At 68.7% G+C, this 21286-nt stretch carries 16 protein-coding genes; 13 read left to right on the top strand and 3 right to left on the bottom strand.

Annotated features, from left to right (window positions below):
• Nucleotides 1–45: 45 nt before the first annotated feature.
• The 8 genes from E0H75_RS22930 (at nucleotide 46) to E0H75_RS22895 (ending at nucleotide 11244) form a co-directional block, all read left to right on the top strand.
• Nucleotides 46–813: an ABC transporter ATP-binding protein gene (locus E0H75_RS22930; RefSeq protein ID WP_131515691.1), complete on the top strand. Its 768-nt coding sequence runs from the start codon at nucleotides 46–48 to the stop codon at nucleotides 811–813.
• Nucleotides 813–2735 carry an FtsX-like permease family protein gene (locus E0H75_RS22925; protein WP_131515690.1) on the top strand — a complete coding sequence of 641 codons (1923 nt, stop codon included), beginning with the start codon at nucleotides 813–815 and terminating at the stop codon, nucleotides 2733–2735. Before E0H75_RS22930 ends, E0H75_RS22925 begins: the two co-directional genes overlap by 1 nt.
• Before the next feature lie 133 nt (nucleotides 2736–2868).
• Nucleotides 2869–5331, top strand: coding sequence for a DNA gyrase/topoisomerase IV subunit A (locus E0H75_RS22920; protein WP_131515689.1), 2463 nt, complete (start codon nucleotides 2869–2871; stop codon nucleotides 5329–5331).
• A gap of 5 nt (nucleotides 5332–5336) precedes the next feature.
• Nucleotides 5337–6044, top strand: a complete 708-nt coding sequence (locus E0H75_RS22915) for an LppX_LprAFG lipoprotein (RefSeq protein ID WP_131515688.1) — start codon at nucleotides 5337–5339, stop codon at nucleotides 6042–6044.
• Nucleotides 6041–7738, top strand: a complete 1698-nt coding sequence (locus tag E0H75_RS22910) for an MFS transporter (protein WP_238163212.1) — start codon at nucleotides 6041–6043, stop codon at nucleotides 7736–7738. Before E0H75_RS22915 ends, E0H75_RS22910 begins: the two co-directional genes overlap by 4 nt.
• A 46-nt stretch (nucleotides 7739–7784) precedes the next feature.
• Nucleotides 7785–8726, top strand: a complete 942-nt coding sequence (locus E0H75_RS22905) for a sucrase ferredoxin (protein ID WP_131515687.1) — start codon at nucleotides 7785–7787, stop codon at nucleotides 8724–8726.
• Complete coding sequence (locus E0H75_RS22900; protein WP_131515686.1) at nucleotides 8723–9220, top strand: beta-class carbonic anhydrase; 498 nt, start codon at nucleotides 8723–8725, stop codon at nucleotides 9218–9220. The genes E0H75_RS22905 and E0H75_RS22900 overlap by 4 nt, the downstream gene beginning before the upstream one ends.
• Complete coding sequence (locus E0H75_RS22895) at nucleotides 9220–11244, top strand: beta-L-arabinofuranosidase domain-containing protein (RefSeq protein ID WP_131515685.1); 2025 nt, start codon at nucleotides 9220–9222, stop codon at nucleotides 11242–11244. The genes E0H75_RS22900 and E0H75_RS22895 overlap by 1 nt, the downstream gene beginning before the upstream one ends.
• On the opposite strand, the gene E0H75_RS22890 is transcribed toward E0H75_RS22895, so the two are convergent.
• Nucleotides 11241–11504, bottom strand: coding sequence for a hypothetical protein (locus E0H75_RS22890; RefSeq protein ID WP_165553967.1), 264 nt, complete (start codon nucleotides 11502–11504; stop codon nucleotides 11241–11243). The genes E0H75_RS22895 and E0H75_RS22890 overlap by 4 nt on opposite strands.
• 93 nt (nucleotides 11505–11597) lie before the next feature.
• On the opposite strand from E0H75_RS22890, the gene E0H75_RS22885 reads away from it, so the two are divergent.
• The 3 genes from E0H75_RS22885 to E0H75_RS22875 are packed head-to-tail and all read left to right on the top strand — an operon-like array spanning nucleotide 11598 to nucleotide 13518.
• A complete protein-coding gene (locus E0H75_RS22885; protein ID WP_131515683.1) occupies nucleotides 11598–12227 on the top strand; it encodes a TetR/AcrR family transcriptional regulator in 630 nt (209 codons plus the stop codon).
• Nucleotides 12224–12865, top strand: a complete 642-nt coding sequence (locus E0H75_RS22880; protein ID WP_131515682.1) for a hypothetical protein — start codon at nucleotides 12224–12226, stop codon at nucleotides 12863–12865. The genes E0H75_RS22885 and E0H75_RS22880 overlap by 4 nt, the downstream gene beginning before the upstream one ends.
• A gap of 59 nt (nucleotides 12866–12924) precedes the next feature.
• Nucleotides 12925–13518 carry a hypothetical protein gene (locus tag E0H75_RS22875; RefSeq protein WP_131515681.1) on the top strand — a complete coding sequence of 198 codons (594 nt, stop codon included), beginning with the start codon at nucleotides 12925–12927 and terminating at the stop codon, nucleotides 13516–13518.
• On the opposite strand, the gene E0H75_RS22870 is transcribed toward E0H75_RS22875, so the two are convergent.
• Nucleotides 13511–14296, bottom strand: coding sequence for a carbonic anhydrase (locus E0H75_RS22870; RefSeq protein WP_238163211.1), 786 nt, complete (start codon nucleotides 14294–14296; stop codon nucleotides 13511–13513). The two genes, E0H75_RS22875 and E0H75_RS22870, sit on opposite strands and share 8 nt — an antisense overlap.
• Nucleotides 14297–14566: 270 nt before the next feature.
• Here E0H75_RS22870 and E0H75_RS22865 point away from each other — a divergent pair, with 270 nt between their 5' ends.
• Both E0H75_RS22865 and E0H75_RS22860 read left to right on the top strand, forming a co-directional pair.
• Entirely contained in the window at nucleotides 14567–15862 is a 1296-nt protein-coding gene (locus E0H75_RS22865) for a pyroglutamyl-peptidase I (RefSeq protein ID WP_131515679.1), read from the top strand.
• Nucleotides 15863–15909: 47 nt separating this feature from the next.
• Nucleotides 15910–19986 carry an nSTAND1 domain-containing NTPase gene (locus E0H75_RS22860; RefSeq protein WP_131515678.1) on the top strand — a complete coding sequence of 1359 codons (4077 nt, stop codon included), beginning with the start codon at nucleotides 15910–15912 and terminating at the stop codon, nucleotides 19984–19986.
• Here E0H75_RS22860 and E0H75_RS22855 read toward each other — a convergent pair.
• The gene (locus E0H75_RS22855; protein WP_131515677.1) at nucleotides 19983–21284 is read right to left on the bottom strand and encodes a Gfo/Idh/MocA family oxidoreductase; all 1302 of its coding nucleotides are present in this window, start codon (nucleotides 21282–21284) and stop codon (nucleotides 19983–19985) included. The two genes, E0H75_RS22860 and E0H75_RS22855, sit on opposite strands and share 4 nt — an antisense overlap.
• Nucleotides 21285–21286 lie beyond the last annotated feature (2 nt).

Genomic DNA, 21286 nt, shown 5'->3' with positions numbered 1-21286 from the left:
CCACGGGCCAGGGTGCAAACAGTGTGCCGCCGGTTGGCTGGAACCATGACCGCTACCGCGCCGACGTACCCGAGCGTCGTACCCACCGAAGCGCCGGCCTTGCTGCTGGACGGCATCACCAAGACCTACCGGTCCAAAGCCGGAGCGGTCGATGCGCTGCGAGGCGTGACGTACCACTTCGCCCGCGGTTCGTTCACGGCCGTGATGGGTCCGTCCGGCTCCGGCAAGTCGACGCTGCTGCAGTGCGCGGCGGGACTCGATCAGCCAACGAGCGGGACCGTCGTTCTCGGTGGGACCAAGCTGAACGGGCTGAACGAGGTCACGCTCACCAAGCTGCGGCGTGAGGAGATGGGGTTCGTCTTCCAGGCGTACAACCTGCTCCCCTCGCTGACCGTGCACGACAACGTGGCGCTGCCACTGCGGTTGACCGGTCGCCGCCCGCGTCGGGCCGACGTCCACCGGGTGCTCGAGCAGGTCGGGTTGGAGGGCAAGGCCAAGCGGCGGCCGGCCGAGTTGTCCGGTGGGCAGCAGCAGCGCGTCGCGATCGCGCGAGCGTTGATCACCCGGCCGTCGGTGTTCTTCGCCGACGAACCGACCGGTGCGCTGGACAGCGGGACGAGCCGGCAGATCCTCGGGCTGTTGCGCGAGGCAACCGACCGGGCCGGGCAGACGGTGGTGATCGTCACCCACGATCCGGTCGCCGCGGCGTACGCCGAACGGGTGCTGTTCCTGTCCGACGGACTGCTCGCGGGTCACCTCGACCGCGGTACGCCGAGCCAGATCGCGGCCGCCATGAGCGACCTGGAACGCTGATGTTCTACCTCAGCCGCCAGACCGTCAGCCGTCACCGCTCCCTGTACGCCGGTTCGTTCGTGGCACTGGCCGTCGGAGTCTTCCTCCTCGGTCTCGCAGCCACCGCGACGGCCGCCACCATCGCCTACCGCGGCCCGCTCGCCGACAGCATCACCGTGACGACGCTGGGCGGCAACGACACCGCACCGACGCAGGTCCGGGTGCCGACCTCCGCCGCGGACACCTCCGGGTTGCAGGTCGTCCTCAGCATGGTCGGGACGATCAGCGGATTCATCACGATCTTCGTCATCGCCAGCACGTTCGCCTTCGCGGTGGCCTCCAGGCGCCGCGAGATCGGTCTCCTCCGGCTTGTCGGCGCGACACCGAGGCAGGTACGGCGGATGATCCTCGGCGAAGCGTTCGTCGTCGCACTGGTGGCCGCGCTGACCGGTGCGGTGCTGGCGGAGTTGGCGACTCCCCTGCTGCTGCGTAAGGCGTCGTACACCGAACTGGCGCCGGTGAAGCTGGAGCCGGCCTCGCCGTGGGTGCCACTGGCGATTGCGGTCGGGATCGGACTGCTCGTGGCGATGCTCGGCGCCCGGTCCGCGGCCCGCCGAGCTGGACGGGTCGGGCCGATCGACGCACTGCGGGAGGCCGCGCTGGAGCCACCGCGGATCGGGCCGGTGCGGATCGTCTTCGGGCTGCTGTTCATGGCCGGATCGATCACGCTGCTGACTCTGATCCGTCCGTCGACCGGCGAGGGCGTGATGCCGCTGGCGATGTTCACGCCGATGCTCCTGGTCATCGCACTGACCCTGCTCGCACCACTGGTCGTGCCGTGGATCAGTCGGCTGTGGGCACTCCCGCTGACCGCCTGGACCCGGGTGTCCGGGAGTCTGGCCCGCAGCAATGTGGTCGCGGCGCCGAGGCGCAGCGCGTCGCTGGCCGCGCCGATCCTGGCCATCTCGGCAGTCGCCGGGTCGATGGTGCTCAGCCTCAGCTTCGCCGCCGACAGCGCCGAGGCGACGATCCGCGACTCCCTCCGCGCACCGATCGTGGTGACCGGTGACGCCAAGCTCGACGCAAGTTTGGGCACGGTGGACGCCGGGGTGCCGCTCCAGTTCGTCCGGATCGACCAGGACTCCGCCGAACTCGAGGACGCCGAGGGGATCGACCCCGCGATCGCCGCGCGGACCCGCAACCTCACCCCACTGTCCGGTGACCTGGACAAACTCACCGGGAACACTGTTGCTATCAGCAAGGAAATGTCGAGTCTCGAGCACTACAAGATCGGCGACGAGGTGCCGGTGACCTTCTTGGACAAGACCGCCGCCAAGCTCCGGATCGTCGCGATCGTCCCGGACGCCTTCGGCGTGACCCCGTCGTTCCTGATCCCGCTCGAGTTGGCCCACAAGTACGCTCCGACCGCGGAGCCCGAGCGACGCTTCATCCTGCCTGCTCCCGGTGTCGACGTGCTCGGCACCGTCGACAGCGCCGTACCGGCTGCCGATTGGGAAGCGGCGCAGGCCGAGGGGGTGCGGAAGGGCAACCAGTTCGGGCTGATCATGTTGCTCGGGCCGGCGGCGTTCTACAGCGCCATCGCGATCGCCAACACGCTGCTGATGGGCAGTCTGCAGCGGCGGCACGAGTTCATCACGTCGCGGCTGCTGGGAGCGACGCCGGCGCAGATCCGCCGGATGGTGTTGTGGGAGTCCTCACTGGTCGGCGCGGTCGCCCTCAGCCTCGGTACAGCGATCACTGTCACCGTCGGAATACTGATCCGGCACGCCATGACGTCGGGGATGGCCGACGTAGCGGTGACCGTGCCGTGGGGTGTGCTGCTGGGTATCGCCGGACTTTGTCTGACGCTGGCGGTAGGGTCCGCTCTGGCCCCGACGACGTACATCCTGCGCCGGTCGCAGCCATCCGCTGCGGTGGAATAGACCGGTATCGGGTGGATGGACCGACGCAACGGTGGGTCGTGGCCGGGCAAAAGGCCGTTCACCAGGGACAATGGGCACGGCGCCGGACCGTCGCGGCGCCGTACCGGTTCGATCGAGGAGCAGTAAAACCCGCATGGCACGCCGTTCCAGCACCACCGCCGAGCCCGAGGACTTCGAGGAGCACATCCTCGACGTCGATGTCTCCGACGAGATGCGCGCGAGCTACCTGGAGTACGCCTACTCGGTGATCTACTCCCGGGCGCTGCCGGACGCGCGGGACGGGCTGAAACCGGTCCAGCGGCGGATCCTGTTCTCGATGGCGGAGAACAACATCCGCCCCGACCGCGGGCATGTGAAGAGCGCCCGCGTCGTCGGTGAGGTCATGGGTAAGTACCACCCGCACGGCGACGGCGCGATCTACGACGCGCTGGTCCGGACCGCGCAGCCGTGGTCGATGCGGGTCCCGCTGATCGACGGCCACGGGAACTTCGGTTCCCTCGACGACGGTCCCGCCGCGATGCGGTACACCGAGTGCCGGATGGCGCCGCCGGCGATGGCGATGACGACCGGCCTGGACGAGGACGTCGTCGACTTCAAACCGAACTACGACGGCCAGGAGGAAGAGCCGTCGGTGCTGCCGGCCGCCTTCCCGAACCTGGTGGTCAACGGCGCCTCCGGCATCGCGGTCGGGATGGCGACCAACATGGCCCCGCACAACCTGGTCGAGGTGATCCAGGCCCTGCGGCACCTGATCAAGACTCCGGCCGCCGACCTCGACGACCTGATGCGGTTCATCCCCGGCCCGGACCTGCCCACCGGCGGCAAGATCGTCGGCCTGGAGGGCATCAAGGACGCGTACGCGACCGGTCGCGGCAGCTTCAAGATGCGCGCCACCGCCCGGGTCGAGAACGTCACCCCGCGGCGCAAGGGAATCGTCGTCACCGAACTGCCGTACTCGGTCGGCCCGGAGAAGGTGATCGAGAAGATCAAGACTCTGGTCCAGTCCAAGAAGCTGCAGGGCATCGCCGACGTCAAGGACCTGACCGACCGTACCCACGGCACCCAGCTGGTGATCGAGGTCAAGAACGGCTTCGTGCCCGAGGCGCTGCTGGAGCAGCTCTACAAGCTGACCCCGCTCGAGGACGCGTTCCACGTCAACAACGTCTGCCTGGTCGACGGCCAGCCGCGCACCCTCGGCCTGAAGACCCTGCTCGAGGTCTACCTCGACCACCGGTACGACGTGACCCGGCGGCGCAGCGAGTTCCGCCGGAAGAAGGCGCAGGACCGGCTGCACATCGTCGACGGCCTGCTGATCGCGATCCTGGACATCGACGAGGTCATCCAGATCATCCGGACCAGCGACGACGCGGCCGCTGCCCGGACCCGGCTGATGGAGATCTACGACCTCACCGAGGTACAGACGAACTACATCCTGGACATGCCGCTGCGCCGGCTGACGAAGTTCTCCAAGATCGAGCTGGAGACCGAGAAGGGCGAGCTGGAGCGCGAGATCGAGCGGCTGACCGCGATCCTCGAGGACCAGGCGCTGCTGAAGAAGACGGTCTCGGACGAGCTCGCCGATGTCGCAAAGACGTACGGCACGCCGCGGCGCACTGTGCTGCTGGAGTCGTCGGGTGCGACCAAGACCGCGGCCGTGCCGCTCGAGGTCAGCGACGACCCGTGCTGGGTCCTGATGAGCTCGACCGGCCTGCTCGCGCGGACGAACGGCGTGGAGCCGTTCGGGACCGGCGACACCCGGGCCAAGCACGACGCGATCGTGTCCGCGGTGAAGAGCACGGCCCGCGGTCAGTACGGCCTGATCACCAGCGCCGGCCGGCTGATCCGGCTCGAGTCGCTGGACCTGCCCGCCGTACCGACGACCGCGAACGCGCCGAACCTGCAGGGTGGAGCGCCGGTGGCGGAGTTCGTGTCCCTGGAGCCAGGTGAGAAGGCGATGGCCCTGACCACGATGGATCCGGACTCGATCGGCGTCGCCCTGGGTACGACGGGCGGCGTGGTGAAGCGGGTCGTGCCGGACCACCTGAGCAACCGCGACTCGTGGGAGATCATCCGGCTGAACGACGGCGACGAGGTGATCGGCGCGGTCGAGTTGACCACCGGCGACGAGGCGCTGTGCTTCATCACGACTGACGCGCAACTGCTGCACTTCCCGGCGTCCGCGGTTCGGCCGCAGGGACGGACGGCGGGTGGCATGGCAGGCGTCCGCCTGGCCGCCGGCGCCAAGGTCGTCTTCTTCGGTGCTGTGAACGCCGGCCGTGACGCGCAGGTCGTCACCATCGCCGGCTCGTCGTCGGCGCTGCCGGGGACCGAGGTCGGCGCGGTGAAGGTGACGCCATTCAGCGAGTACCCAGGCAAGGGTCGCGGCACCGGTGGTGTGCGGTGCCAGCGGCTGCTCAAGGGTGAGGACGGGCTGCTGCTCGGATTCGTCGGGGCGGCTCCGGTCCGGGCCAGTGCGAGCAGCGGTGCTCCGGTCGAGCTGCCCCCGATCGACCCGCGGCGCGACGGGTCCGGCGTACCCGTTGCTCAACCGATTGCTGCGTGTGCTCCAGACAGCATTAGTTACATGGCAGGCTGACCCCCATGAAGAGACTCGTCGCGCTCGGCGCGGTGCTGGTACTGGCGCTGACGGGGTGCAGCGACAAGAAGGACTCCGGGGACGGCGGCGGCCAGTCCGGCGACGACCCGGTCGCGATGCTCACGGCGGCCAAGAAGGCCATCGACGACGCGGCCAGCGTGCACATCGTGCTGACCGGCCGGGACCTGCCGGAGACCGCGCAGGCGCTGGCGTCCGGTGACGGCGTCGCGACTCACGCGCCGGCATTCAAGGGGAAGCTGACCGTGCGCGCGGCCGGCTCGCCGATCGACGCGGACGTCGTGGCGGTGGACGGCAAGGTCTACGCGAAGCTCCCGCTCACCGGTCGGTTCCTCGAGCTGACGCCGTCGCAGCTGGCCGGCCTCGGTGCGCCTGACCCGGCCATCCTGCTCGACCCGGGGAAGGGCCTGACCTCGGTCCTGCCGACCGTGAAGGACCCGAAGATCAAGGGCGAGACCAGGGACGGCGCCAAGATCCTGACCGAGATCACCGGCTCGATCCAAGGCAAGTCACTGCAGGGCATCTTCCCGAACGCGCCCGCCGGCCAGGACTTCCCGAGCACGTTCAAGATCGACAAGGACACCAAGCAGCTGGTCGCGGCGACCATCTCCGGTCCGTTCTACGACGGCGCCACCAGCAGCTACGACGTCACCCTGGACAAGTACGGCGAGACGGTCGAGATCACCAAGCCGTGAGCGAGGACTCGCCCGTCGGCCGTGCGGCGCCGGTGAGCAGCCCGAAGACCAGGCTCACCCTGGCCTCGATCGCGGTGGCGTTCGCCGCCGCGGACACCTACGTCGTCGTACTGGCGCTGCCGGACATGATGGCCGGCGTCGGGTTGTCGGTGGACGAGCTGCAGCGCGCGGCGCCGATCATCTCGGGGTTCCTGCTCGGCTACATCGCCGTACTGCCGCTGATCGGGCGGATCGCCGACGTGGTCGGGCGTACGCCGGTGCTCGTCGGTGCGCTGATCCTGTTCGCGGTCGGATCGCTGATCACGGCCGGGGCGCACGACCTCTCGCTGGTGGTAACCGGTCGGTTTCTTCAGGGCGTGGGCGGCGGTGGGCTCGTGCCCGCGACGCTCGCCTTGGTCGCCGACCTGTGGCCGGCTGACCGGCGTGGACTCCCCCTCGGCGTCGTCGGTGCGGTCCAGGAACTCGGGGCGGTGCTCGGCCCGCTCCTCGGTGCGGCAGTGCTGGCGGTCGCGGACTGGCGGTACATCTTCTGGCTCAATCTCACCGTCGCCGTTCTCCTTACACTCCTGCTCCGCGGCCTTAAGCCTCCTCCCCTGTCGGCCGCGGTCGGAGTCCTCGCCTGCATCGCACTCGGGCTGACCATCACCGCGCCTGAGCGACTCGCTACTGGTGTCACTCTGGGCTTGCCGTTCGTACCGTTCACCGGGTCATCCCGCCTGCTCACACCGATCGGCGTGGTCACGCTCGTTCTGGCCCTGCTCTGGCTGGCGCTGGTGTTGTGGCGGACTCGCGGTCGTCTGACCGATGTGCTGTCGCAGGTGGACCTCGTCGGGGCCCTGCTGCTTGCTCTGGCACTGGCCGGAGTGGTCTTGGCCTTCGCCACTGCTGATCCCGAGCGTGAGCTGATGGCGCCGGCCGGTCCGTGGCTGCTGGTCGCTGCCGCGGTCTTCGCGGTCGGTTTCGCTGTCTGGCAGCGCCGTACGGCGCGAGCGATCGTGCCGCAGGGTCTGCTCGGCGCCCGGCCGGCTTGGGGCTCGCTGGTGGTCAGCTTCCTGGTCGGATGTGCGTTGATCGCGGCGCTGGTCGACGTACCGGTCTTCGCCCGGACCACTCAGGGCGGTGGGCAGTTGGCCGCGGCGCTGGTGTTACTGCGGTTCCTGGTCGCGCTGCCGGTCGGCGCGGTCGTCGGCGGGTGGATGACCAGACGCTTCGGGCTTGGACTCATCACCGGCGCGGGGTTGGCGCTGGCCGGGGTGATGTTCGTGGTGATGGCCTTCTGGGGGCGGAACGCACTCGATCACTTCCCGGCGACCGTCGTACTGCTGCTCTGCGGCTTCGGGTTCGGGCTGGCATTGTCGCCGGTCAACACCGCGATGCTCGGCGCGACTCCCCCGGACACCCACGGTCTGGTCAGCGCGCTGGTCGTGGTGGCGCGCATGGTCGGCATGCTGGTCGGAGTATCCGCGCTCACAGCGATCGGCCTGCGGCGGTACTTCTCGATCGCCGACGACATCCCGTCGCCCAACGAGTTGTGCCCGTCCGCGCCCGGTTCCTGCCGGCCGTTCGTGGACGCGCTCCGCGACGCGGCCATTTCACAAGTTCACGCGATCTTCGCCGGAGCCGCCGTGTGCGCGTTCCTCGCCGCGATTCTGGCCGTGCTGGTGCTCGGCCGACGTGGCGTTGTGCACAGATGATGAGCATCACGCCGGACAGCCGTCCCACCTCGCGTACCGTGATCATGTGACTGTTCGACCCGACGCGACCGGCAGGCCCGGCTTGTGCTCGACGTTCTGCCGGGAGTTGCGCGAGCCGCTCACCGGTACGGCGATCGTCGCAAGCGGCTGGGTCGTTGTCGAACAGCCGGGTCCGTGGGGTGCGAAGGCACCGACGCACAGTCACCTCGATCCCGAGTTCGGCGGGAAGTTCGACGACGCCTGCAAGAAGGCTGACGTCCGGTTCGGCCTGATCCGCGCTCCCGGCCGGCACTCGGACGCGATCGGACTGTCCCACCAGGTGTACGTCGCCTCGACGATGCCCGGGCGGAGTTGGTTGCTCGGCGGCCGGGTCGACGATCCGGAGGCGCTGCGGACGCTTGACCTGGACGCGGTTGCCCGCGGCGATCGGGATGCGGTCGTTGCCTCGCTGCCGGGACTGAGCCTGGTCGACCATCCGGTCATGCTGGTCTGCACCAACGGCAAGCGTGACGAGTGCTGTGCGCTGCTCGGACGGCCACTGGTCAAGGCACTCTCCGCCGCCGCGCCAGGCCGGGTCTGGGAGGCGAACCACCTGGGTGGCCACCGCTTCGCGCCGACCGCAACCGTCCTCCCCGCGGGCACCATGCACGGGCACCTCACCGCCGAGGGAGCCGTCAACGTGCTGGCGGCCGCGGATCGCGGCCAGACTGTCCTGACCGGTTTGCGTGGCCGGTCGACCTGGACCAAGCACGGTCAGGCCGCGGAGATCGCCGTACGCCGTCTGATCGGTGAACTCTCACTGGATGCCCTCAGAGTCGCGGGCGAAGACCCTGAAGCTGTGACGGTGTGGCATCGCGACGGCCGGTCCTGGACTGTTCCGGTGACCAGCGTCGCCGCCGATCCACCCCGTCCGGAGTCCTGCGGAAAGGAGCCGTTCGCGATGTCGATCCTGCAAGCCGGAGCCCCTGTGCCAGGTGAGGCCCGATGAGCACCGGGTTCGAGGACCTGCTGGCCGCCAACGCCGAGTACGCCGCCGACTTCCACTACGGCGGCTTCGACGGTCTGGCCCACGCCGGCATCGGCGTCGTCACGTGCATGGACTCGCGGATCCCGCCGCTGGAGATGCTCGGGCTGAAGCCAGGCGACGCGAAGGTTCTGCGCAGCGCCGGCGGCCGGGTCACCGAGATCACCATGACCGGGCTGGTGCTCGGCGTACAACTGCTCGGCGTCCGCCGGATCATGGTCATCCCGCACACCCGCTGCGCGATGGCCGCGATGTCCGAGGACGACCTGCGCGCCCAGGTCGAGCGCGCTGCCGGCAAGCCGGCCGGCTACCTGCCGATCAACGTCATCCCCGACCAGCTCGAGGCGCTCCGCCGCGATGTCGCCGCCGTCCGCGAGCACCCGCTCATCGGCGAGGACATCCTGGTCGGCGGCTTCATGTACGACGTCGACACCGGCCGCCTCACCCAGATCGACTGATGCCGGGGCCGACCGGGCCCGCACTGACCGGGCCCGCGCTGACCGAGCCTGCGCTCCGGCCGTTGCCGCTGGCAACTCTCCGCCCGCAGGGGTGGTTGCTGGAGCGGCTGCGGCTCCAGGCGGACGGGATGGCCGGGCACCTGGACGAGTTCTGGCCGGATGTGGCCCGGAGCGGCTGGATCGGCGGTGATGCGGAGGGCTGGGAGCGCGGTCCGTACTGGCTCGACGGGATCGTTGGCGTTGCCTACCTGCTGGACGACGAGCGGCTCAAGGGCAAGGTGCAGCGGTGGGTGGACTACATCCTCGAGCACCAGCATGAGGATGGGTGGTTCGGTCCGCGCAGCGGCGAGGCGACGTACGCGGATCATGACACTTGGCCGCGGATCATTGTGCTGAAGGCGCTGCTGCAGCACCTGGATGCGACCGGTGATCCTCGCGTTGTCCCGGCTGCTCTGAGGTTTCTGCGTCTGCTCGACGGGATGTTGGACGAGTGGCCGCTGCGGGAGTGGGCGCGGTCGCGGTGGACCGATGTCGTCTGGGTGATCAATCAGCTTCACGACCTCACGGGTGAGGACTGGCTGCTGGGGCTGGCGGCCAAGTGCAAGGAGCAGGGCTTCGACTGGTTCGCGTACGCCGACCAACTGCCGTTCACCGAGAAGGTGCCTGAGGCAACGTTGCGCGCGTACCAGGCGCAGCACGACGGCAACTGGATGAACGACGGCCACCTGTCGTCGCACGGCGTCAACGTCGCCATGGGCCTGAAGGCGATGCCCGTTTGGCAACGCCACGACGACTCGGTCGACCAGCAGGCGCGGCTCCTGCACCTGATCGCTCAGCTGGATGCCTACCACGGCCAGGCGAGCGGACTCTTCAGCTGCGACGAACACCTGGCCGGCCGCCATCCGAGCCAAGGCACCGAGACCTGCACGGTCGTCGAGTACCTCGCCTCGCTCGAGGTCGCGCTCGAATCCTTCGGCCTGGTCGAGCCGCTCGCCGACCGTCTCGAACGGCTGGCCCTCAACGCGCTGCCCGCCAGTACGACGCCCGACGAGTGGACCCATCAGTACGTGCAGCAGGCCAACCAGGTGATCTGCCACGTCACCGAGGACCGCATCTACACGAACAACGGCCCGGACGCGAACGTCTTCGGCCTAGAGCCCCACTTCGGCTGCTGCACCGCCAACCGCCACCAAGGCTGGCCCCGCTTCACCTCCCACCTCTGGATGCGCTCCCCCGACGGCGCCTTCACCGCCCTCTCCTACGCGCCCTGCTCCTTCCAGTACGACGACCTGACGGTCTCCGTAGCCGGCGCCTACCCCTTCTCGGACGACATCGAAATCACCACCCAAGGCCCCGGCCGCCTCCGCCTCCGAATCCCCACCTGGGCCATGGACGCAAGCCTCACCATCGACGACGACGCACCCGCCGCGCTTGACGCCGGAACCCTCCACGAGGTCGAGGTATCAGGAGACCGCACCCTCCTCGTGCACCTCGGCGCCACCGTCCGCGCCGTACCCCGCTCGTCCGGCGCCATCACTCTCGAACGCGGCCCGCTCATCTTCGCCCTCCCCCTCGGCGAAGACTGGCGCCAGATCGGCGGCGAACACCCCCACGCCACCTGGGAAGTCCACCCCACCACTCCCTGGAACTACGCGATCACCCCAGAGCACACGCACCTCTCCCGGAAACCGATCAGTTCCAACCCCTTCTCCCCCACCACCGCCCCTCTCCACCTCCAAGTCCACGCCCACCAAACCCCCTGGCCCCTACAACAAGGCGCCGCAGCCCCACCCCCACCCACCCAGCCCCACCAACAAGCCACCCCAGCCGACACCACCCCGCCCCCGGCCACCCACCACTCGTCCGGCTCAGCCCCGACCACCCCGGACCCCACCACCTCAGACCCGGACTCGACCTCTCCGGACTCGACCTCTCCGGACTCGGCCGGCCCGGGGCTGGACGTGCTCACCTTCATTCCTTACGGGTGTACGACGCTTCGGGTGGCTGAGCTCCCCCGGTTCTAGCGCTCTTCGAGCAGCTCGATCTCGTCGACGGCGGACGTGCCCTCGCGGACCAGCGCGAACGCCGCCTTCGTCTCGGCGAGCGTTGGTGCGAGCTCGCGTGCTGCCTTCAGGTCGGCGGCCGACTCCCAGCGCCATACCCCGGCCCACTGGTTCTCCCCGACCCGGCCGAGGCGCGCCTCCGTCAGCCCGGGGATCGACGCCCGGACCGCATCGACCAGCGCGTTGTGCCGGTCCAGCACCTCCCCCGCATCCTCCGTCACAGCTTCGAACCTCGTGATCGCGATCAGCGACATGACTAGTGCCTTTCTCTAGAGTTGACTTATAGCGAACGAATCTAGAGATAGACTCTAGTCATGACCGTTGTCAAGCGACCAAACAAGCGGGCCGAGAAGGCGCAGGAGACCCGCCGCCGGATCATCCAGGCCGCGACGGACCTGTTCGTCGCCGACGGGTACGGCGCGACCAACCTGCAGGACGTGGCGGACCGAGCCGGTGTCGCGGTGCAAACGATCTACTTCGTCTTCGGCAACAAGCGCGCCCTGCTGAAGGAGCTCGTGGACGTCACGATCGCCGGCGACACCGAACCGGTCGCGACCATGGACCGCCCATGGTTCACTGACGCGGTGGCAATGCGCACCGCCCCCGACATGCTGACCGAGTACGTCCCCGGCTCCAGCGCCGTCCTCGCCCGCGTCGCGCCGATCATGCGCGTGCTCGAAGCCGCCGCTGCGAACGACCCGGAGGTCTCCGCCCTCTGGCCCCAGGACGAGGACCTGCGGTACGTCGTACAACGCGCAGCCGCGGAGGCCCTCGTCACCAAGTCGGGCCGGCGCAGAGGACTGACCGTCGACGAGGCCGCCGATCTCCTCTACGGCATCCTCAGCCCCGAGCTCTACCTGCTCTTCGTCCGCGACCGCGGCTGGTCCCACGACCACTGGGTCAAGTGGGCCGGCCAAACCCTCCGCACCCAACTCTGCACGTGACTGCCGAAGTCAACGACGCAGATCCCCCGACGCCACGGCCACGGGAAGTGCTGACTGCCAACCCGCTGCGGCGATGGATCGAAGCAGGCCTGTTGCTGGTCGGCGGGCTCGGCCTGATCTGCCTGGTGGACCCGACTCTCGTTCTTCTGGAGTACCTGCCACAGGTCGATCCGCGGCTGGACGGGATCGGGACCGTGTCTGCGCGCCAACCGCCAGACATCGACTTCCGATGGATCATCAACGCTCTGATCTTCGCCATGCTGCTGATCCTCGTCACGGGCCTGCCCGTTCGCCGGGCGACCGGCGCCGGCTCGCTCCCGGGTGCGGTTGCCCAGGCCATCGGTGGGCTGGTTGTCTGCTTCTGGGCGCTCGCGAGCGCAGCGCTCATCAACCTGGCTTACTTCGGCGAACACTGCACGTACGCCGCCTGCTGGCCGATGTACGAACAGCTCGCCGCCACTCTCGTGCCGGGACTGCTGACCGCGCTCGCGATGATCGTGATGGCGAACCTCGTCAACCGGCTCGCGTGGTGGATCCGCACGCTGGTACCGGTCGTGGTGTGGCTCGGCACTGTCCTGATCCAGCACGCGGTCTGGACGTCGTACCTGTTGAACCTCTTCGAGGGCCCGCCAAGGTGACGGTCAACTCGCCCGGGCCTGCTGAAGACACAGAACCCCCGGCGCCACGGCCACGGGAAGTGCTGACGGCCACCCCGCTGCGGCGATGGATCGAAGCCGCGCTCCTGGTCATCGGTGTGCTGGGTCTGCTCCTGGTCGGCATCGCCAACCTGGTCTTCGATGACACGCTACCGCAGGTCGATCCCAGGCAACTCGGGCACGGGAACATCTACACGGGCTCCAGCACCGTCCGCGACTGGATCGTGTGGGCGCTGATCAGTTCACTGGTCCTGATTGCCATCACCGGACTGCCGACCGGCCGGGCGGCGGGACGTGGGTTTGTCCGGGGTGCTGTTGCCCAGGGCATCGGTGGGATGGTGGTCACCTTCTGGGCGGTCGGAGCGAGCATGCTGACGAACGCCTTCTATTTCGCCGGACCGGGCGACCGCTGCTTCTACGACTCATGCTGGCCACTGCACGAACAGATCTGGGCAATACTCGTACCCGGCGTGCTCACCGGGATCGCGATGCTTGCCATGGCGTTCCTGGTGACCCGGCTGGCCTGGTGGATCCGCGCCCTGGTGCCGGTCGTCGTCTGGATCGGCACTCTCGTGGCGCAACACGCGATCTGGATGAACTACCTCCTGCCACTCTTCGAGGCTCCGCCTAATTGACGTGCACCTTACCGGTGTCGAGTTCGTAGTACGCCCCGACGAGTTTGAGCTTGCCGGACTTCTCCAGTGGGCCGATCACCGGCGACTGGCGCAGCTTCGCCAGCACGAGTTCGACGTTCGCATGGACGGCGTTCGTCAGGCGGTCGCCCGGCTTCCCAGCGACCTGACGTACGGCGGGCGCGAGAGTGTCGACGATGTGCCTCAGCTCACCGGCCTCCGCGGTCCGCTGGTCCGAGTCCAGCGCCTTGATCGTCGCGTCGAGCGCACCACAGCGCTGATGGCCCAAAACGACGAGGAGAGGAGTGTGCAATTCCGCGACACCGAACTCCACACTGCCGGTGACGGAGTGGTCGAGCGCCTCACCGGCACTGCGTACGACGACCAGATCGCCGAGCCCCTGATCGAAGATGAGCTCGATCGGGACCCGGGAGTCGATGCACCCCAGCACGGTCGCGAACGGATGCTGCGCCTTGCTCACCGCGACCCGACGCGCGATCCCTTCGTCGAGTTCCTCGTCCAGGCCTGCGACGAAGCGTGCATTGCCATCCAGGAGGCGCCGCAGCGCTTGGTTGCCATCGACAACAGCCGACGGCGCTGACGGAGACGCGGGAGGTTTCGGGCCGGTTGTCGGGGGCAACGTCCCGCCGGCCACCTGCTCGGCCGCGGGCGTCACCTCGGGCGAAGCGTCGCCCGAGCAGCCGGTGAGAACCGCGCCGGTCGCTCCGCCCGCGAGCAGCCCCAGGATCCGGCGACGCGATAGGCGACTCCACACCGGCACGTTCCGGGATGGCACAGCCGGCGCACTCGCAGACGGCCTGTTCGGGGCAGGCGTGGTCGGAGACGGCGTACTCGGGGCAGGCGTGTTCTGGGCAGGCGTGTTCGGGGACGGCTGGTTCCGCGGCGGTGTGTTCAACCGAGAGCTCCTCACAGGACTGCGGCGTGGGGCGACGCCGCCCGTTCCGAAGGTAGCCGATTGCATACAGTCTGCAATACCCGCAACCTGTTCGGATCTCTCGGTTCCCGGGCCGAAATCTGATAGATACCCCTTATGAGACTCCGCCCCAGCTCATTCTCCCGTTCCCTGCTCGTCGGCGCGTTGGCCCTCACCACCGTGCTTTCCGGCGCGCCCACCGTGCACGCAGCGCCAGTCGTCACCGGCTGCCTCGACCAGTCCGTCACCGGCAGCGTCGAGGAGCAACGCCTGGACAACGGCGTGGCCGGCGGTCCGTCGGTCCCGGCCCAGATCCTGCAGCGATCCGGCTTCGACCATCAGGTGGCGCTCTTCACCCGCCTGCTCTGCACGATGCCGAACCCGCGGGCCGCCGCGATCCTCGTCCACGCCCAGGGCGAGGCCCTCTGGCGTACGGCGACCCACCGCGCGCAGCACCCGGTCACGGGCGCCGATGCACTGCCCGCCACCGACGACCGCGGCCTGTACTGGGCCAGGCTCTCGATGGCCCTGGCCCTCCGCCAGTGGCAACCCCGCTTCGGCCTCGGTACGACGGAACGCGCCGACCTGATCCGATCGCTCGAATACACCTCACGCGGCATCACCAGCAGCCGCTTCTCCCCCGGCGTACGGAAGATCCTGGTCACCGGGTTCGATCCGTTCACGCTCGACGCGGACATCCGGATCGGCAACCCGTCCGGCGCGAACGCACTCACGCTCGACGGGCAGCGCTGGACGATCAACGGTACGACGTACCAGATCCAGACCATGATGTTCCCGGTCCGGTACACAGACTTCGACGAGAGCATGGTCGAGAACGCGCTCGCGCCGCACTACCGCCCCGGACCGCAGCACGCGGACCTGGTGATGACGGCCAGCCAGGGCCGGGTCGGCATCTTCGACCTCGAGGTCTACAACGGCCGGCGGCGGTCGGTCAGCTCGATCGGTGACAACAACAACCTCTGGGGCGGCGGCACCATCAACGCCCCGGTCGTCTCGCCCAGCATGCCGCCCGGCCCTGAGTGGCTGACCTCGAGCCTCCCGCTGGCACGGATGGCGCAGGCCGATGTCACGCCGTTCCGGACCCGCGTGAACACCTCGGTGCTGGAGATCCCGGCTGAGCAGACCGCACCGGTCAGGCAGCCGCTGGGACCGACACCCGGATCGATCGCGTCCGAAGGCACTGGCGGCGGGTACCTGTCGAACGAGGTTGCCTACCGCAACACTCTCCAGCGCGACCTGCTCGACCCATCGATGCCCGCCGGTCACCTGCACGTCCCGGTCCTCTCGTTCGACCCCGCCAACAAGACCGAAATCACCGACCCGACGTACGAGACCAACCGCGAGGACATCGTCCGGGGCGCCCACGCCGTACTCCGGCAAGCCCTGCGCTAGGAGACGTCGCCATTGACGGCGCTCCGGCTGAGCACGAGAGTCGAGAGGTGGGTATCGACGTACTCGGTCCACTCACGGTCGAGGGCGATGAGAACGTTCTCAGGCGACGTGATCGGATCGTGCTCGCAGCGCTGGCCGTCCGCCCCGGAGAGGTCGTCAGCGCACAGCACCTTGCCGACCTGTTGTGGCGCGAGCGGCCGCCACCGTCGTGGCAGAAAGTCATCGAGGGGTGCGTGCTCCGGCTCCGCAAGGTCCTCGGCACGCACGCGATCGAGACGCAGCCGCTCACCTACCGGCTCGCCGTACCCTTCGACCAGATCGACGCTCAGCGCTTCGATCGTGCCGTGGTTCGAGCGCGTGCGTTCCTCGCATCGGATGAACCCGAGCGATCGGCGACGGTCCTCGCCGACGCTCTCACGTTGTGGCGTGGCCGGCCCTTCACGGAGGTGGACGGCTGGGACTCCGCCCGCATCGAAGCTTCCCGACTGATCGAGCTGCGGCACACGGCCGACGAGTTGTACGTCGAGTCCGCACTGCGAGCCGGCCGGCACGACCAGATCCTGTCTAAGGCGCAGTCCTTGGTGACCGAGGAGCCGTTGCGCGAGAGACGCTGGATCCTCCTCGCTGCCGCGCAGTACCGCTCCGGCCGGCACCCCGAAGCGTTGCGGACGATCCGTCGTTTGAAAGCACTGATGGACTCCACTGCGGAGGTGGACGCCCTCGAGCAAGCCATCCTGCGCGAGGACTCGTCGCTCGTCGCGGACAGCCTCCTGCCGGAGCCGAGCCCGGAGTGCCCGTATCAGGGACTCAAGCCGTACGACGTCGACGACGCGGACTCGTTCTTCGGCCGTGACGCCGAGATCGCGGCCTGCCTGCGCAGACTCGCCGACCAATCGGTGCTGGCCGTCGCCGGACCCTCCGGCTGCGGCAAGTCCTCGCTGATCCGGGCCGGAGTTGCCGCCACGCTGCGCCGAGATGGCCGGCAGATCGTGGTGATGACACCGGGGCCGCATCCGGTCGCAGCGCTCGCAGCCGCCCTGTCCGGTACGACGGGACCGGTGCTCCTCGTGGACCAGTTCGAGGAGGTGTTCTCGCTGTGCCAGGACAAGACCGAGCGTGTCGCCTTCTTCACCGCGCTGACTGAGCATGAGGCACCGCTCATCATCTCGATCCGCACCGACCGCCTGGCCGATGTCTCGGAGTCTCCGACCTTCGCGCGTCTGGTCGAGCGCGGCCTCTACCTGCTGTCCGCCATGACGCCGGACAACCTGCGGGCAGCGATCGAGGAACCAGCCCGGATGGCGTCGCTGGTGGTCGAACCCGGCCTGGTCGACCTGCTCGTCGACGATGTCCCGGACCAGTCGAAAGCGTTGCCATTGATGTCGCACGCCGTGCGCGAGACTTGGCAACGTCGCGAGGGACGCACCCTCACGATCGCCGGCTACAACGCCTCCGGCGGTATCCGGAATGCGGTCGCGCAGTCCGCCGAAGCGGTCCACGAGCGACTCACACCGCAGCGACGCACGGTGCTGCACGGCCTGCTGCTGCGCCTGGTCGCGCCAGGACCAGACGGCGAACCGACGCGCAGCCGACTCCCGCGCCGGCTGGTCGTGACACGTCCCGAGGACGAACAAATAGTCGACCTGCTGGTCGCGTCGCGGCTGCTCACCAGCGACGCCGGAGTCCTCGAGATCGCCCACGAGTCTCTGGTCGAGGCCTGGCCCCGGCTCCGCGGCTGGCTCGAGGACGACCTGGACGGTCAGCGCATCCTGAATCACCTCGCGGTCGCCGCCGACGCCTGGAACAACCTCGACCGGCCCGACACCGAGCTCTACCGTGGCGTGCGCCTGGCCAAGGCGCTCGACTGGCGTGAGCGTACGACGCCCACGCTGACCACGACCGAGGAGGAGTTCCTTGCCGCGAGCAAACGACTCTCCGAGACCGAACTGCGCGAGGCCGAATCTAGAGCCCGGCTCCAATCAAAGAACAACCGTCGCCTCCGCGCAGCCCTCGCCACCGCGGCCGTCCTCCTGGTCGGAGCGCTGATCGCGGGCATCGTCGCCGTACGTCAGGCGGGGCGAGCCGAAGTCGCCGCCGACCAGGAACTGGCCCGCCAGGTGGGTGCTCGCGCGCTGCTGACCGAGGACATCAGCCCCTCCCTCCTGCTGGCCGCCCAAGGCGTCCGCTTCGACGACTCCCCCGACACCCGGGCGAATCTGGTGGCCGCGATCAACAAACATCCGTCCTTGATCCGATCGATCCCCGCACCGCTCGGCCGGACCGAGAACGTCGACATCTCCCCGGACGGTACGAGGATCGTCTCCGGCGACAGCCGTGCCACCTTCGAGCTGTACGACGCCACGTCCGGCCGCGTGCTCGACTCGCACACCCTGTCTCCGGTCACCGACGATGCGCTCGTCTCCACCCGCCCGCGGTTCAGTGCCGACGGCAGCCTGATCGCAGTGATCGCGGTGGACAACTACATGAACCCGGTAGACCCGGCCTGGCCGATCCGCATCCTGAAGGCCGGCACTCTGGAGCCGGTGGATCCACAGCCCGTCTTTCCACGCACCGGAAGACCTCAGCTGAACAACGTCGCCTTCAGCGAGGACAGCCGCCGGCTCGTGGCCGGAGCACGCGATCCGAACAGCGACACGGCGTTCGCTCTCGTCTGGGAAGTCGGCGCTCTGGATCGACCGCCCCGAAGGATCGACCTCAGCTCGGGGCCGCAGCGAGCAGCCCTCAGTCCGGACGGTCGGACGGTCTACAGGTCCTGGCCGCTCAGTGCGTTCGACGTGACCACCGGTCGGGAGAAGTGGCAGCGCTCGGATCTCAAGGGCGATCCCGTGCTCACCCCGAGCGTCGGTCCGCCGATCGTCGAGACCTCCAGGAACGGTGAGCTGCTCGCCTACCTGCCTCCCGGTCCGGTCCGCACCGAGCGGACGGCGACAACCGTCGTCGATGCGCGCACCGGCAAAACTGTCTGGGTGTTGCGGACTTCCAGCGACCCACCGCGCGACGCTGCCTTCTCAGCTGACGGCAAGCTGTTGGCCACCGCTCATTACGGGGGCGAGGTCGTCATCTGGGACCTGGCCACGGGACAGGCGACGCAACGCCTGCGTACTGCGGAAGTCTCGTGGGGAGTCGCCCTCAGTCCGGATGGGAAGACCCTGTACACGGCCGGTGACGCGGGCATGTTGCGTGCCTACGACCTCGGCGGACAGCAGCGGTACCTGCCCTGGACCCAGGTCGTGCCACCGCGCCGCTACACCCAAGTCCTTGCCTCCGACGACGGGCGGCGGACGGCGTACCTGTGGAACGAAGCCGGCACGTCGTGGGTGAGCATCGCCGATGCGACCACCGGACGAGTGACTCCACCGGCCCGGCTCGGGTTCGAAGTCCAGCAACAGACCTACCCACCGGCGTCCTGGCAGCCGAACGGCCGTCTGGTCGTCCACGGCGTGGAACTCACCGCAACCATCGACGCCGAGTCCGGCAAGATCGTGACGACGCACCGCCGGAACGCCTCGTCGGTCGCCTTCACGGCGTCCTCCCCGGACGGAACGACGACCGTACGCTTCGAGGAAGGCGTGCGGGGCGCCACGATGTCCTGGGCCATCGTCCGATCGTCCACCGGTGTCGTCATCCGGACCGGGACGCTGCCGACCTTGGCCACCTCGGCCGCCTACTCCCCCGACGGCCGCCTGATCGCGGGGCTGGGGACGGACGGCGTGTTCACCATCGACACCGCTTCCGGCGCACTGAAGTCCGCGCCACCCCGCGACCGCAAGGCAGCAGGGGTTTCCATCCGCTTTTCCGCGGACGGAACGCGCCTGGTCTCAGGCGCGGCGGACGGCACTGTCACAGTATGGAACGCCCGTACGCTCGACGACCTGCTCACAGTCGCCACCAGCACAGAAGCCGATCCGATCCCCGCCACCGCGCGCTTCGCCCGAGGCGGCGAGGTCATCTCGATCCCGTCGCACGACGGCAAGGTCTACCAGTGGAACATCACTAGCGCCCACACCCTCGCGCAGGCGTGCACGATGGCCGGGCGCAACCTGACGTCCGACGAATGGAAGCAGACCTTCCCCGACCGGCCCTACCAGCAGACCTGCCCTTAGAGATCAAGTACGTCGCTCGTCCGCACCGGCCGGCCGGTCTCGAACGACCGGTTGGCGGCCAGGCCGGTGACCAAGGCCAACGCAGCTTGCCGAGCGTCGGCGACATCCGCCGCGTGCGTGGGGTCGTCGTCCAGCAGGGCAGCGAGAACGCGGGCATCGGCTCCGCCGTGGCCGGCGTGGTCGTGGTCGACCGTGTGGTCCTCGGGTGGTGACCACAGCGGCCGCAGGGTGATGCTCGTCTGGCCTGCCGTCGGTGCGGCGAGGTCGCCGTGAACGGCTCCACGGGCCGACGCGACGCGCAGGTGCGGCATCGTCCATGTCGACTCTTCGACATTCAGTTCGAGCCGGCCACCCGAGCCGTTGAACATCACCCGATAGCCCTCGGCCGGCGAGTACGCGGTCAGGTGGTAGCTCATCGACGCACCGCTGTCGTACGACACCAGCAGCGCCATGTCGTCCTCGATCGTGACGCCCGGTGCGAAGACGTTCCGGTCGCGGTAGTAGCCGTCCTCCACCTCGGCGTCCAGGTAGAGCTCCTTCAGGGTCGCGTTGTCCGCCAGATGCAAGGCGAACGGATCATCGAGCGACGTCTCCGATCCGTGAGCTCGCGCGTAGTCCCGCGCGTACCCGTGCTTGTGGTCAGGCCCGTAGAACGCCAACTGGCCTTGGCCGTAGACGATCCGGGGCTCCGCGCCGAGCCACCAGTTGACCAGGTCGAAGTGGTGACTGGCTTTGTGCACCATCAGGCCGCCGGAGTTCGCCTTGTCGCGATGCCAGCGCCGGAAGTAGTCCGCGCCATGCGAGACGTCGAGCAGCCACTCGAAGTGCACCGAGTGGATGTCGCCGATCGCGCCGCCGGCCAACAGTTCGCGGACCTTCCGGTGGACGGGATTGAAGCGGTAGTTGTACGCCACCGCGAGTTCGCCGCCGGTCTCCCGGACCGTGTCCAGAATGCTCTGGGCCTTGGTCGCATCGGTGGTCATCGGCTTCTCGCTGATCACCCGGACGCCGGCACGCAGCGCGGCCTCGATGTAGCGGTTGTGAGTGGCGTCGACCGTGGTGACCACGAGCAGCTCGATCCGCTCGACCCGGATCATCTCGTCGAACCGGGCCGGCGGCCACTGGTGGGCCGGCCTGCGACCGGCGGCCAGCAGCATCCGGTTGTGGAACGCCATCCGCACCGAGTTCGGGTCGCACAGCGCCACCACGTCGTACCCGTCGCGTTTGGCCAGCCCTTCGGTGAACAGCTGGGCACGGTTGCCGGTGCCGACGACCGCGGTCCGTACGGGGGTGGGCATAC

It is taken from the genome of Kribbella capetownensis, assembly GCF_004331485.1.
Classification (GTDB): domain Bacteria; phylum Actinomycetota; class Actinomycetes; order Propionibacteriales; family Kribbellaceae; genus Kribbella; species Kribbella capetownensis.
The sequence above is the reverse complement of the archived record's forward strand: the minus strand, read 5'-3'. Positions and strand labels throughout refer to the sequence as shown.